The sequence below is a fragment of the Paraglaciecola chathamensis S18K6 genome (assembly GCA_000314955.1).
GTDB lineage: Bacteria > Pseudomonadota > Gammaproteobacteria > Enterobacterales > Alteromonadaceae > Paraglaciecola > Paraglaciecola chathamensis.
Window position 1 is genome coordinate 71,407 of the sequence record BAEM01000053.1, and the last position, 14,254, is coordinate 85,660.

General features: G+C 43.4%; 11 protein-coding genes. All 11 read right to left on the reverse strand.

Annotation, left to right across the window (positions count from 1 at the left end; all coding sequences use genetic code 11):
* Positions 1 to 3: 3 nt before the first annotated feature.
* Entirely contained in the window at positions 4 to 1,002 is a 999-nt protein-coding gene (locus GCHA_RS19000) for a YCF48-related protein (RefSeq protein WP_007991223.1), read from the reverse strand.
* A 61-nt stretch (positions 1,003 to 1,063) separates the two neighbouring features.
* Positions 1,064 to 2,431 (reverse strand): DUF1329 domain-containing protein, encoded by a 1,368-nt coding sequence (locus GCHA_RS19005; protein ID WP_007991224.1) that lies wholly within the window; start codon positions 2,429 to 2,431, stop codon positions 1,064 to 1,066.
* An 11-nt stretch (positions 2,432 to 2,442) separates the two neighbouring features.
* Positions 2,443 to 4,509 carry a DUF1302 domain-containing protein gene (locus GCHA_RS19010; protein WP_007991225.1) on the reverse strand — a complete coding sequence of 689 codons (2,067 nt, stop codon included), beginning with the start codon at positions 4,507 to 4,509 and terminating at the stop codon, positions 2,443 to 2,445.
* A 180-nt stretch (positions 4,510 to 4,689) separates the two neighbouring features.
* Complete coding sequence (locus GCHA_RS19015; RefSeq protein ID WP_006993987.1) at positions 4,690 to 4,911, reverse strand: DUF2835 family protein; 222 nt, start codon at positions 4,909 to 4,911, stop codon at positions 4,690 to 4,692.
* 2 nt (positions 4,912 to 4,913) lie between these two features.
* Positions 4,914 to 7,538, reverse strand: coding sequence for an aminopeptidase N (gene pepN / locus GCHA_RS19020; protein ID WP_007991226.1), 2,625 nt, complete (start codon positions 7,536 to 7,538; stop codon positions 4,914 to 4,916).
* 97 nt (positions 7,539 to 7,635) lie between these two features.
* A complete protein-coding gene (gene nhaC / locus GCHA_RS19025) occupies positions 7,636 to 9,153 on the reverse strand; it encodes a Na+/H+ antiporter NhaC (RefSeq protein ID WP_007991227.1) in 1,518 nt (505 codons plus the stop codon).
* A 2-nt stretch (positions 9,154 to 9,155) separates the two neighbouring features.
* Positions 9,156 to 10,502, reverse strand: a complete 1,347-nt coding sequence (locus GCHA_RS19030) for a sodium-dependent transporter (protein WP_007991228.1) — start codon at positions 10,500 to 10,502, stop codon at positions 9,156 to 9,158.
* A gap of 201 nt (positions 10,503 to 10,703) precedes the next feature.
* A complete protein-coding gene (gene prc, locus GCHA_RS19035) occupies positions 10,704 to 12,743 on the reverse strand; it encodes a carboxy terminal-processing peptidase (protein ID WP_007991229.1) in 2,040 nt (679 codons plus the stop codon).
* A gap of 4 nt (positions 12,744 to 12,747) precedes the next feature.
* Entirely contained in the window at positions 12,748 to 13,398 is a 651-nt protein-coding gene (proQ, locus tag GCHA_RS19040; RefSeq protein ID WP_039992835.1) for an RNA chaperone ProQ, read from the reverse strand.
* 22 nt (positions 13,399 to 13,420) lie between these two features.
* Positions 13,421 to 13,708 carry a hypothetical protein gene (locus GCHA_RS19045; protein ID WP_007991234.1) on the reverse strand — a complete coding sequence of 96 codons (288 nt, stop codon included), beginning with the start codon at positions 13,706 to 13,708 and terminating at the stop codon, positions 13,421 to 13,423.
* Positions 13,705 to 14,169, reverse strand: a complete 465-nt coding sequence (locus GCHA_RS19050; RefSeq protein ID WP_007991236.1) for a GAF domain-containing protein — start codon at positions 14,167 to 14,169, stop codon at positions 13,705 to 13,707. Before GCHA_RS19050 ends, GCHA_RS19045 begins: the two co-directional genes overlap by 4 nt.
* Positions 14,170 to 14,254 lie beyond the last annotated feature (85 nt).

Below are 14,254 nucleotides of genomic sequence, written 5' to 3' on the forward strand. Positions count from 1 at the left end.
CGGTTACCGTGCTTGCTGCAAATGTTTAATGCCGTCAACCGACACTGCGATAATTTGATTGTTGTAAAACACACCATTTACAAGCGCTTGCCCGTCACTTTGTTGCTTGTAGCTGACATCATCCCCCTGCATCGTCACTACTGCACCATTGTTGCCAAGTAGCACGGTTCGTGATGTATCAACCGACACAACTGCATTCATAGACGCTTTGCTGCCAGCGTCGATCGCGCGCCATTGCTGTGCCTCTTTATCGAAAACAAATACGTTACCGCGCAAACCGGTAGCGATTAGCTGACCAGATTTGGCTTGCTCGATATTAAAAAATGAACCCTGATAATCGATATCCATTCGTTTCCACGTTTGGCCTTTATCTGTGCTCATGGCGAGTAAACCTGCCTCACCCGCGATATAAACGTTTTCACCGGAAACAGAAATACTGTTTAAATGCGGCAAAATAGCAGCAAGCTCTTCTTTATAAAACGCTTCATCTTCAAGGCGAATTTCATTTAGATAATCTTGATCGTATTGATTAACGAACTCAGCGTGCAATTCACTTTGCCATGTTTTACCGCCGTCTTGGGTGCGTAAAAAGGCACCATAGGCGCCAATTGCTATGCCATGGTTTTCGTTAAAAAACACCACGTCTAATAAAGGGCGCTCTTGCTCAGGAGCAAAGTGTTGTACATCCCAGTTCAAACCATTGTTTTGCGTATGTAAAATAACGAAGTCATGGCCTACGGCCCAGCCTTGCTGGCCAATGAAATACACTCCCGTTAACGTTGAAGTAGAAGGTACCTCAACTTGTTGCCAATTCTGTCCGTCTGTTGAGCGGATAATATGGCCTCGTTCACCGACAGCAACGAGCTGGTCACCACTTTGGGTAATATCAAGTAATAAAGATTGATCAACCAGAGGTGCTTGAAAGCTGGTTTGCGCCGCGTGAATAGAAGGTAAAGGTGCAAGTAAAACGGCAATCACTGCACTTGCAAGGGATAATTTCATAGTAAAAGGGTTCCATCAAAATGAAAACGGTTGGCAAAGGCCAACCGTTTTTTGTACTCGATTAGCGTCTACCGGCTCGGCGCATGGCCTCAGGAGTAAATTCGCGATCTCTTAAGTCAGCATCAAATTCATACATTTTTTCCTCGTTATCTAAACCTAGCGCTAAATAACGACGAGAGTTTAAGTCGTGATACACATCCAATGTTGACCATTGCGTGGGCACTTCATAATAGTTGATACCATGAGATATACCTACACGATACAATTCGTTACGGTTATCGTACATATCAGCTACTTGAATTTGCCAGCTGTCTTCATCAATAAAGAACACGCGCTTTTGATAAATATGGCGAAATTCAGGCTTAAGTGTGGCTTCAACCACCCATACACGGTGCTTTTCGAAGCGCGTTAAGTCAGGGTTGATATGGCCCGGCTGAAGAATATCTTCATAAGAGACCTTATCGCTGTGCAAATGGTAGTTATTGTACGCGACATACAACTCTTGTTTGCCTTTGAGCTCCCAGTTGTAACGGTCAGGAGCACCGTTGAACATATCAAAATCATCAGAGGTACGTAAGCCATCTGACCCTGTACCTGGTGCATCATACGCTACGTTTGGTGCACGGCGAACACGGCGCTGACCGGTATTGTATGTCCATGCTTGGCGCGGCTCGCGGATTTGATCCATGGTTTCATGTACTAGCAATGCCGTACCTGCTAAACGCGCTGGCGAGGTAACGCTTTGCTTGAACTTCGAAATCACGTTTTCTTCAAGTAGCTTTTCTCGGGTCGCATCAGTAGCCGAATATTTTTGCATCAGCTCTTCTTCAAAACCGATGACGTTATAGTCACCAGAAGCAGTTGGTGCCGCTTGACCAGCAAAACGTTTAACGCTCTCTCCGCGGTAACGTAGAATGTGATTCCAAATAGTTTCTACACCATTTTGTGGAATAGGAAATGGAATACCGATAGCGGCATTCTTAACGCCATTTCCACCTTGAATTAACTCAGCCATAACCGCATTTTTCGCGGTTTCGTCGTACACAAACTTAGGTAACGACGCTGAACGGCGAGATTGGTAAATCGGCATTTTGTAAGTGTCAGGGTAGGCTTTAAACAATTCTTTTTGCCCATCACTTAGAAACTCTGCATATTCCTGATAGTTTTTAGCGGTGATGGTAAATAACACTTTATCATCGGCAAATGGATCCGGATGGTGATCACCTTTGCTGTAGCCTGCAGGTGGTTCAGTAATACCGCCTGTCCACGCTGGAATGCTACCGTCTGCATTACCAGCTTTAACTGCACCAACAGGCGTTAATTCGGCACCTAATTTTGCCGCTTCAGTTTCCGATACCTTGGCTTGAATCAAGCCCGAATTGAACGTTAGCGCCATTGCAGACGCGATGAGAGCAAATTTTCTAATCATAATATGGCTCCTTAGATAGAATACTTGATATTAAAAGAAACATAATCACGGTCCGATAGGGCATTTGTTGTTCCTTGCCCACCCCAGAACGTATTATAAGATGCAGTGGCTGACCATCTGCTTAGGTAATCAAAGGTCAAAGCAACACTGGCTGACTTTCTATCTTCTACAAACAAAAACATTGGATCTGGCGTAATACCATTTACATCATGAGCGAATGTTCCCCGTGCCTGTAAATTGATACCAGAAAAAACGTTATTAAACGATGCGTTAGCAAGCAAACGGTATCCCCAAGCGCTAGACGTTGGGAACGGGTTTGTTTCAGGGCCATCAGACAAGCCTACATGTAGCCCTTCCCGCGAACTACCGTCAGCGGTTGGTGCCAATGAAGGTGTACGTACAGAGCCTGGGCCATTCAAGCGAATAACATTAGGGTCTGGGAAGTCTTGAACATTAACGTACCCTACTTCACCGAGCACCACTAAATTATCTGTACCCAGTGCAGGACCAAAAATATGCGTCGCTGTCACTTGCATTTGTAACGTATCAGACTCGATATAACCAGTCGCTGTTTCACCTGGGCCTGTTGTGAAGCCTTGGAAACCGTCTAACTGGGAAATACCGGCTAAATCTGGACGAATACCCGCGATTGCTAATTGTTGTGGCATCGCTGCATATAACAGTTCGACATCATCTATTTGTAACGGCTCATCAACACGATAAGCAATTTCACCTGCTACCGCTGTGGTGCCCACATTAGTATTGAAACTAAAACCGTACAATTTTAGATCTTCAGGATACACAAAACCTGTTTTGGTAAATGCTCGCAGATCCGTCACATTCTCTTTAGTAATCTCAGTGGTGGCCAACATAGCCAAATCAGCTGCAATTGCTTCAGAGGTAAAATCAGATGTTAAACCTGATATTAATGGGCGCTGACTATGGTAATTAAGCATATAGAAATTGAACTCAGTTTCGTTCAACTCTTCTGCGTAATAGCCGATTTTAATCCCGTACTGACCTTGGTCGTCTGCATCTTCATGGGCTCTATCACTGTAGCCACGCACAGCCACTTTAGTGGGGTACGCAAGATAAGCTTGACCTATTTGCCCAGAATCTGCACCGGCAGCCAACGCTGCACCTAATCCATTTAAGCTACTAAGTAAAAAATCTAAGTCGATATCTGGGTTACCGCTAAAGCCCAATTGTATATTCTGGGCTTGACCGCCCTCACCCGCAAAGTCGTTGGTCGAAAAATAGCTACCGGCTTGAGGCAAACGGCTACGCTCCCACTCATACTGGTAGTACATAGACAAACTGAGGTTTTCGGTTAATCCGAACTGGGCGAACACCATGCCCACAGGAATAAATACTTCTTTTAATTCAGCACCTGGTGCTTGAGCACGAGAAACATCCACTGGATTTGTCGAATTAATACCGTGTTGTATGAAAGTACTTTCACCCCAGCTAACGACCTGGTTACCTACGCGAAAGGTAACCGGCATATCACCTAAGTAAAAATCTGTGTAGAAATAAGCGTCAAGGAAACGCACATCAGAACACAATTCTTCACTTGCCGTGGAAGTTGCACAAGGATCTTGAGTTTTACCGGTAATTGGGTTTTGCCAATCGCGAGAGCTGTCTTTCATTTCAAAATCGTAGAAATACATGCCGCGTAAAAATACGCCCATGTTTTTGTACTGAATATCTAATTCGTGTACACCTTTAAACAAGGTCGAAAAAGGATTACCTTTTTCGTAGTTAAGTGTACTCAGGTCGCCGTTAGTCGAATAGCCACCTGTACCCAGTTCCCAAACATCGGCCGAGCTGTAAATTGGATTCGTTGCAGGATTGTAACCAGTCCAATCAAATTGTACCCCGTTACTGTTGCCAACCCGTGAGAAATCACGTTCTTCAACGCGTATACTGGTACCCAAAGAAAAGTTCGAGTCAAAGGTAACTGACCAATCGCCATCACTCCAACTGGCGGCTTGTGCTGGCATCAATGCTGCACTCATAAGCCCCATCATGCCTAACGCTATAGGCGACTTTTTAAACCCGAAGAATTCTCGATTCATCCTTACCTCCCTTGTTGTTAGCACTAGGTACTAACATTACATTCAATATAACCACTAAAATTTAACAAAATGATTACACCAAACAGCTTGGATAGCAAGTACTAATCGTACCAGTAATTAGTCTTATAAATTCTTTATTTTCAGTACGTTGCAATTGCAGCTGTATAAAAAACAACCCGTTCAGACTATTTTTTCTAGACTACTTATCTTATTAGTATCAGTGATGATTAGGCGGAAACGGCCATGTATTCCATTATGTTGAATAAAAGGACGTAGATTTTTTGCGGGTAGTTGAACACGCTTACCATTGTCGGCAAGCACGATCACATTTTGCGTACTAGTGAGGTAAAGTGGTTCACAGCGCTCATAACTGAGCGCTAATCGAAAATACAATGTCTGCATTATTAGTGTGCTGTATAATTTAGACTCTTACTGACTTTTTCTATTAAGTCTTTACTGAGTGTTTTGCAATCGGCAATTCGCGCCAATTGATAGCGCATTAACTCTTGTCGTTTAGGATCAAACTTTTGCCACTGGGTTAATGGTGTAATGATCCGGGCGGCAACCTGTGGATTTACGCTGTTAAGCTTTAAAATATAATCGGCTAGGAATTGATACCCGCTACCGTCGATAGCATGAAACCCTAATACATTGTAAGAAGCGAAACTGCCTAATACAGAGCGCACCCTATTAGGGTTATCTAAGCTGAATTTTTCATGGCTAAGTAACAAAGGTAGCCTAGCAAGTATATCGCTGCGTTCCATATTCGCATGTAAGGCAAACCATTTATCAAGTACTAGAGGGTCATGTCGCCATCGCTCTTCAAATTGAAACATTAGGTGATCAAACTGATCCACAGGCCCATACTGTGCAGCTTTAAGCACGCCAAGGCTGTCAGTCATGTTATCGGCACTGGCAAATTGAGCTGATAATAATTCACTGGCTTGGGGCGAATCGCCTTGCACTAAATAACTCAAACTCAAATTACGTAAACGACGTTTATCCACATCATCAGCGTCATACTGATAAGGACCAGTAATTTGCTTGTTATAAAGTGCCAACCATTTTTCAGATAACGACGTAGCGATTAAATTACGAATACTTCGCTGAGCGTGATACAAGGCTTCGACTTGGATCTCCTCAACTTGTTGACTTAGTGTTTCAAAGCTAGGCACGCTTAACATAGCTGCGGCCAACGCAGGGTTAGAGTCAGCCAGCTCAAACATTCCGCTAACGGCAACAAGCATACTATCGAACAACTCTTCATCAGGGCTGTCAGGCGCAGTAGCGAGCGAATGAATACAACGACTGTACAGACTTTGGCTCGCATCCCAACGTGAAAACTCATCCGAACTATGCAAGATAATATGGCTAAGTTGCTGATGACTATACGGGTAGTCCACTTTAACGGGGGCACTAAAATTAAGTAGCAAAGATGGCGTCGGCCTTTCACTCAAACCACTGACAGTGATTTCATGCTTAGCTTGGGTTAATTCGATCATTTTCGCCTTAAGTTCAGGCACAGAATCATCACTGATACTCATCCCCTGCTGATCAAGCAATTCAAACTTGAACGGAATATGCAGTGCGTGCTTCTGCGCTTGATCTGCAGTTGGCGGTGTACTTTGCGTAAACGTAAGCGTATAGCGCCCCGAACTCTGTTCAAAGGTATCAGTTACCGTTACTTTAGGAGTACCTGATTGACTGTACCAAAGTCTGAAATGCGTAAGATCAATGTCAGTTGCATCTTGCATCGCTTGCACAAAATCATCACAGGTCACGGCTTGACCGTCAAAGCGCTCAAAATATAAATCTACGCCCTTTCGAAATCCGTCTACACCTAATAAAGTGTGCATCATACGGATCACTTCTGCGCCTTTGTCGTAAACAGTGACGGTATAGAAATTATTCATTTCAATCACTTCTTCAGGACGGATCGGATGTGCCATCGCGCTGGCATCTTCAGCAAACTGCTGCTCACGAATAATCTGTACATTTTTAATACGATTAAACACAGGTGAAGACATATCCGCACTGAACTGCTGATCACGAAATACCGTCAAACCTTCTTTTAAACTCAACTGAAACCAGTCTCTACATGTGACACGATTTCCCGTCCAGTTATGAAAATATTCGTGGCCAATAACGGCTTCAATATTAAAAAAGTCATCATCGGTAGCAGATTGCGCATCGGCAAGCACAAACTTACTATTAAAGACATTAAGTCCTTTATTCTCCATGGCACCCATGTTGAAGAAGTCCACAGCGACTACCATGTAGATGTCTAAGTCATACTCCAATCCGAATACTTCTTCGTCCCACGCCATGGCTTTTTTTAGCGAAGCAATAGCATGATGACCTTTATCAAGCGCCCCTTTATCCACGTACAACTCTAACAGCACATTCCGGCCACTTTGGGTGATAAAGTTATCAGTGAGTAAATCGAAATCGCCCGCCACTAAGGCAAATAAATAGCTGGGTTTATTGAACGGGTCTTGCCATTTTACCCAATGGCGGCCGTCGTCTAATTGCCCTTTGCCAATCTGATTACCGTTTGAAAGCAAGTGAGGGTAACGCTCTTTATCGGCAAAGATAGTAACGTCGTACTTCGCCAACACATCTGGTCTGTCTAGAAAATATGTAATTTTACGAAACCCTTCGGCTTCACACTGAGTGCAATACGCCCCAGCAGAAAAATACAGACCTTCTAAGGTTTTATTTTCGCTTGGGTTAATTTCGGTTTCCACGCACAAAGTAAAAGTACTTTCAGTGGTTTGAATCGACAGCTGTTCGTCATTTAAGCTGTAATCGTGAATTGCATCTTCATTTAGCGCAACGCTAACCAATTTAATACTTTCACCATCTAACACTAACGGGCGGTCGTGTTGGCCGTTTCGGGTAATTTGGCTGGTTGTTATGACACGAGTTTTTACAACGTCTAAATGAAATACCATGTCTACATGGCTAATTAAAAAATCCGGTGTTTGATAGTCGCTGCGTTTTTTCGCGACAGGAGATGAAACCGTCATAGAGTCCTCTTGAAATATGCGAGTAATCTAAGGTGCCGTTGAGCCTTCTGGGAGCATGTGCCCATCAAAAAAACGCAACGACACCTAGTATTATCTTCTAGATTTTAGTCTGTGTAGGCTCATTCATTGGGATTTTTTCATTACCCACTTCTACTGCTACATCAGGCATAGGAATGCGTAATATTTTAACCCCCAAATAAGCGTAAATAATAGCTAAAACAGGGTTAATGAGATTGAAAAAAGTATACATAATATAATCGAATGGGTGAACTAACAGCACGCCTTGCATGTAAGCTCCGCAGGTGTTCCACGGTATCAATGGTGAAGTAATAGTGCCACCATCTTCTAAACTACGAGACAGGTTTAATTGATGTAGACCGCGCTTAGCATACTCTTCTTTGTACATACGACCAGGCATCACGATAGAAATGTACTGATCTGCGGTAATAATATTGGTTCCTAAGCAGGTTAAAATAGTACGACTTATCATGCTGCCTGCTGACTTAGCGCCGCGTAAAAATAATGCGACAACGGCTTTAAGTAAACCAGTGCGCTCAAGTACTGCACCAAAACTCATGGCGCAAATAATCAGCCAAATCGTATTGAGCATACTCGACATTCCCCCTCGACTGAGCAACGCATTTAAATTCTCATCTGAAGTCGTAAATGACACACCGTCAAACAGTGATGTCCACACCACGGCAGCTACACCCAATACACTTTGCTGACTGTCATCCAGCATACTTTGTATCACGTCAGGTTGAAATATTACTGCCCATACGCCACCCAGCAACGCGCCAATGGCCACCGCTGGAAAGGCAGGCATTTTCTTTATCGCTAACGTTAACAATACTGCCAGCGGCACTAGCATCACCCAACTGATATTAAACTCTTGCGCCAGTAAAGTTTGCATCTGCTCTATATTACTGGCTGTGTTTTGTGCTTCCCCTGAAAAACCAATAATCGTAAATAAAATCAGAGCAATGACAAAACTGGGAACCGTCGTCCATAGCATATAACGGATATGTTCGAATAGTTCAGTCCCTGCTACGGCAGGTGCAAGGTTGGTTGTTTCTGACAGAGGCGATATTTTATCCCCGAAATAGGCGCCCGAAATAACAGCACCTGCAGTTACCGCATCAGACATGCCCATACCTGATGCGACCCCCATCAAGGCAACACCTACTGTGGCTGCGGTTGTCCATGAGCTGCCAATACTCATAGCAACAATGGCACAAATCAAGCAGGTAGCAGCGTAAAAAAATGACGGGTTTAAAAGTTCTAAACCAAAGTAAATCAAGGTGGGCACCGTACCTGATAACATCCAGGTTCCAATCAACGCCCCTACTGCTAATAAAATTAATATTGCACCTAGAGATAACGAAATGCCTTTTACTATGCCTTTCTCTATTTCGGCCCATGTGTAGCCATTTTTAAGACCAATAACCGCCGCCACTCCCATAGAAAACAACAAGGCGATTTGATTAGGGCCAAACGATGAGTCGTCAGAAAAGAGGTAAACTGAGGTGCTTAATAAAGCCACTAGAACCACTAACGGGATAAGAGCATCTAATAAACTGGGCTCTTTTTTTTGTTTGATAACTGTATTTTCCATCGTTAGAAATCCAAAATATTAAGTGAACGGATGAACATGAAAAGGATGATAACCGGACACACAAACTTCAGATACCAAGGCCATATTTTCCAGAAAAAGCTATGTTCTGCTTGCTCGTTACCCTGTTTAATTTCAGCGAGAATTTGGTCACGCTTCCATACCCAGCCAACAAAGATACTGAGTGCTAAACCAAGTAATGGTTGACTGTACTCAGTGGTAATGGAGATAACCAAGCCAAACAAATCTTCAAAGTTAAGTATTATGGTACTGCTCATCACGAAGATGATTGCCCCAAGTAGCCAGACCGCTTTTTTACGGGCTAAGCCTTTACTTTCCACCACATAGGCTACGGGCACTTCAAGCATCGAAATCGAAGAAGTGAGCGCCGCAATGACCATCAAGGCGAAAAAGGCGAATGCGACGAAATAGCCCACCATTCCCATAGTGTTAAAAAGTGCGGGAAGCACGGTGAAAATCAGCGAATCCCCTGCGATTAATTGGCCGCTTTCAGAAAATATCTGTACACCATTATTAAGTGCAACGTACATAGCCGGAATAATTAACATACCGGCCAAAATAGCGACGCCGATATCGACTAACGCTACAGATGCACCGAGTACAGGTAGATTCTCGTTCTTACTTACATACGAGCCATACACCAGCATGGTGCCTACACCTAAAGACATTGAGAAGAAGGCTTGCCCCATGGCACTGATCAACAAGTCAGCGTTTAATATGGCGCTAAAGTCAGGCACTATGTAGGCTTTCCATCCATCCATTGCACCGTCTAATGTGGCCACATACCCGATTAACAGTAAAATAATCAGTATTAAGGTAGGCATTAAGCGCACAGACCAACGCTCTATCCCATCACTTACTCCCCCGACCACGATAGACGCGGTAAGCGCAATAAATAAACCACAAAATAGTAAACTTCGAGCGGTAGACGAACCGGTTAGCCATTGAGAGGCGTCTTGTAACCCGATAATTTGGGTAAATGATTCCAAGAAATAGCTGATCATCCAACCGGCAACAATAGCGTAAAACGCCAAGATCATAGAAACAGTAACGAAGCCCCATACACCGGTAGCCCGCCCTAAATTACTATTGGATATTTTACCTAAGGCGTCGACCATATTTGAGCGGGTTGCTCTGCCAATGATCAGTTCTGCCATTAAAACGGGATAAGCCAATACGAAGGCCAATAATACGTAAACCAACACGAATGCTGCTCCACCATTACTGGCGACTTGAGTAGGAAACCCCCAAATATTACCTAAACCAACAGCAGACCCTGCAGCTGCTAAGACAAAACCTATTCGAGATGAAAATTCTCCGCGTGCACTCATCAATCACCTTTATCATTATTGTAGTTTTTATGAGGTTTATTATGTTCATCAGCGCTTGCGATTGAGAACGCATTATTTGGCAGCCGATGTATTTATTATATTTGTCGCTAGTTTATCGGTTTGAACAGCACCATGCTATTAGAAAAGTACCACAAACAAAAAAGGGGCTAGAATTTCTAGCCCCTCAACATAGGTTAACGCTTATTGTGCGTGAATGGCGTACTTTCCTGTACCCAGTAAATCGTAAGTGATATTTGCTGCTTCATCTAAGAAGGGATCAATTTCAGGTTGATCTTCTGGCAAGTCATCTAGGCTCTTAACTGGCTCAAGCCCTTGACGTGCAAGACGCTCGTTAGCACGCTTAAGTCGTTTTGCATTACGCTCTTCACGCTCTTTAACACGCTCTGATTCAACCAACGATAACGTTTTGTCATCTTCTTTACTTTTATATTGAGCAATATCCTCAAAGATATAAGCAAATTCAGGATCGGCTTTCACACGTTTTTCATGCATTTCACTAAGCTGTTTTGCGGCTTGTGAGGTATCGCCAAATGTTGAGTACGTTGCACGTTTTATGCTATCCCAAGGTAGCGCGTTCTCTTCTTGGCTTTCGCCCCAGTCTTGTGGATCGATCGCTGAAGGGAACAAGACATCTGGCACCACACCTTGATGCTGGGTACTGCCACCATCGATACGATAAAACTTAGCAATGGTAAACTGCACACTGCCTAGTGGGTTTTCATATAGATCGTAAATACGCCCTAAACCACGATGCTGTTGCACGGTTCCTTTACCGAAAGTCTGTTCGCCTAAAATGAGCGCTCGGCTGTAATCTTGCATCGCTGCGGCAAAAATTTCTGAGGCTGATGCACTGTATCTATCAACCAGAACCGTTAAGGGTCCGTCGTAATAAGTTTTGCCATCTACATCTTGCTCAACGCGAATGCGCCCTGCTCCATCGCGAATTTGAACCACAGGCCCTTTGTCGATAAACAAACCGGTTAACAAGGTTGCTTCTGTTAAAGAGCCTCCACCATTACCGCGTAAATCGACGATGACACCTTCTACTTTTTGCTCTTTTAAGCTTTCTAACTCTTTGCGAACATCGACACTGAGTTTATTGTAGAAAGATGGAATGGTAATAACCCCAAGCTTCTCACCTTGGTGCGGCCCAGTTTCAGGAACATACACTTCAGATTTAGCCGCTCGGTCTTCTAATTTAATTTTATCTCTGGTCAAACTCACCACTTCAGGTACCGTGCTTTCTGAGTCGCCTTTTTCAATTTGTAGGCGAACCACACTGCCCTTTGGTCCTTTGATTAACTCGACCACTTCGTCTAAACGCCAACCGATAACGTCAATGAATTCTTCATCGTCTTGGGCAACGCCAACAATTTTGTCTTCGGGTTTAATTTTTTTCGATAAATCTGCAGGACCGCCCGGCACAACGCTGCGGATCACAGTGAAATCATCTTCGCTAAGCAAAACTGCACCAATGCCTTCAAACGATAGGTTCATTTCCATTTGGAATCGCTCAGCGTTACGCGGCGACAAGTAACTGGTGTGCGCTTCAATACTGCGCGCAAACGAGTTCATCAAAGTTTGAAATACATCTTCACTGGTGGTTTGTTTTAGACGTTTTATCGCTCGCTCGTAACGTTTCGTTAATAGCTCTTGAATTTTTGGCCATTCTTTGTCGGCAAGTTTCAAATTCAAGGCATCGTACTTAACGCGTTCACGCCACAGTTCATCTAGTTCAGCTTCATCTTTGGGCCAAGGAGCATCTTCACGGTCAAAGGTAAAGGTATCCCCCGCTTTTTCAAAATCGAACTCTTTATCAAGTAACGTCAACGCGTACTCGTAGCGCTCAATACGACGTTGCATATTCAACTGATAAATTTGATAAGCCACATCAAGATCACCCATTTCGATGGCTTCATCGAAATGATCTTGCTCTGCTTTAAATTTCTCAACATCAGCATTCAAAAACACGTTTCGGTTGATATCAAGAGAGCGCATATAGCGATCAAACACTTTCTCTGATAACGCATCATCTAATGTAATTGGCTTGTAGTGCGAGCGCAAAAAATTAGATGAGATACGTTTAACCGACACTGCATGTTGTGATTCCTGCTTGAGTACAGGAATTTCATCGACACTTTCTGAATGCGTGACCGCAAGTGCCACTGTACTAAAGGCGAAAAGTGCTGAAACAGCGGAAACGCGAATTGAATTTATCATTAAACTACCTCTTAGAACGGGCCAACCTCAAGTTATCTACTTGAACTTTTACCACCATACCTGTATCAAGTTGAACTTGAACACCATCTTTGCTGACATCAGTGATTGTAGCAGGCATAGGAGATTTGCCTATTTTTACGGTAACGGAAGTTCCCGCAACGATTTGCTCTACCGATAGCTTTTCTGGAGGTGGTAACTTAGCCTTTGGCTTCACATTATCCTGATTAGTTCCCTTAGACGAAGATTTAAATGCAGGAACAGACTTAGATTTTGGATTTTTCTTTGCACCAGGTTTAGCTGCATTCTGCGCTTTGCGCTTCTCTGCGACCTTTGCTTTGCTCTCTTCTAATTGAGTTTGAGCATGATCAGCGTGCTCTTTTTCAATTGGGGCAGAATGTTGTCCGTCTAAGTCCACTCTGAATGCCCCTTCTTTAACACTATGCAAATAACGCCAGCTATTTGTGTAGTGCCTAAGCGATGAACGCAATAAGGTTTTACTTACGCGCTCTTCTTCTTTAAGGCGCTCAGCTAAATCTTGGAAAATACCAATTTTTAACGGTTTTGCTTCACCTGTCACACTAAAGCATGCGGGAAACGACTCACTTAAAAAATTGATGACTTCTTTACTGTTTGAAAACTTTTGAGGATTATCCATTAAATATTCTAGTTGTGTGTAGTTAGCGGGGTTCTTGATGCTCATCATCCCAAGTTGACAATAGTTGGTCAACCCAGTCAAATAAATCATCATCGTCTATGTCAAGTAAATGACTGTCATTACGCCAGTTTTCCCAAATATATTGGATCATATTTTCTAAACTGGTGGTGTCAATATCTTCATCAGCGTTGTCATACAACATGTGTAACAGCGCGTTGAAACGGTCCATCGCCTCTTCAGCATTATCGTCCCAAAACTCCATATCGTCTAGGGTTGCTAGTGCAACATGAATATCTATGGAACTTTTCATGCAATTGCATCCTGCAATATATTGACCAAGTTTTGCAAACCATTCATGTCGTCTTGATCAAAACGCCCTACATAAGGGCTGTCTAAATCTAACACGCCAAGCAATTGGCCATTTTGGTAAATTGGAACGACGGCTTCGGCGTTAGAATCAGCATCACAGGCAATGTGCCCTTCAAACTCGTGCACATCGTGAATACATTGTGCCAAACCTGTTTCAGCTGCTTTACCACACACACCACGGCCCACAGGGATACGAATACAGGCGGGTTTGCCTTGAAATGGGCCTAACACCAATTCTTGCCCTTTAAGCAGGTAAAAGCCTGCCCAATTTAGCTGAGGTAAGCGCATGAACATAAGTGCACTTAAGTTTGCCAAGTTTGCGATTACATCTTTTTCACCAGCCATTAATGCCTGTGCTTGCTGGGCGACCTCATGATATAGGTCTGTCTTACTTAACGTCACGGCTAATACACCAAATAAATAAAAATAATAACTAAGGGCTCGATATGGCGCTCAAGTTAACTGGATCAAGTTCAAATATAAAGAA

What these genes read in the sequence shown, in the direction of transcription:
- pepN (WP_007991226.1), bottom strand. Translation starts at nt 7,538, where the DNA reads ATGACGGTTTCATCTCCTGTCGCGAAAAAACGCAGCGACTATCAAACA.
- GCHA_RS19045 (WP_007991234.1), bottom strand. Translation starts at nt 13,708, where the DNA reads ATGAAAAGTTCCATAGATATTCATGTTGCACTAGCAACCCTAGACGAT.
- GCHA_RS19030 (WP_007991228.1), bottom strand. Translation starts at nt 10,502, where the DNA reads ATGAGTGCACGCGGAGAATTTTCATCTCGAATAGGTTTTGTCTTAGCA.
- prc (WP_007991229.1), bottom strand. Translation starts at nt 12,743, where the DNA reads ATGATAAATTCAATTCGCGTTTCCGCTGTTTCAGCACTTTTCGCCTTT.
- GCHA_RS19000 (WP_007991223.1), bottom strand. Translation starts at nt 1,002, where the DNA reads ATGAAATTATCCCTTGCAAGTGCAGTGATTGCCGTTTTACTTGCACCT.
- nhaC (WP_007991227.1), bottom strand. Translation starts at nt 9,153, where the DNA reads ATGGAAAATACAGTTATCAAACAAAAAAAAGAGCCCAGTTTATTAGAT.
- proQ (WP_039992835.1), bottom strand. Translation starts at nt 13,398, where the DNA reads ATGGATAATCCTCAAAAGTTTTCAAACAGTAAAGAAGTCATCAATTTT.
- GCHA_RS19015 (WP_006993987.1), bottom strand. Translation starts at nt 4,911, where the DNA reads ATGCAGACATTGTATTTTCGATTAGCGCTCAGTTATGAGCGCTGTGAA.
- GCHA_RS19005 (WP_007991224.1), bottom strand. Translation starts at nt 2,431, where the DNA reads ATGATTAGAAAATTTGCTCTCATCGCGTCTGCAATGGCGCTAACGTTC.
- GCHA_RS19010 (WP_007991225.1), bottom strand. Translation starts at nt 4,509, where the DNA reads ATGAATCGAGAATTCTTCGGGTTTAAAAAGTCGCCTATAGCGTTAGGC.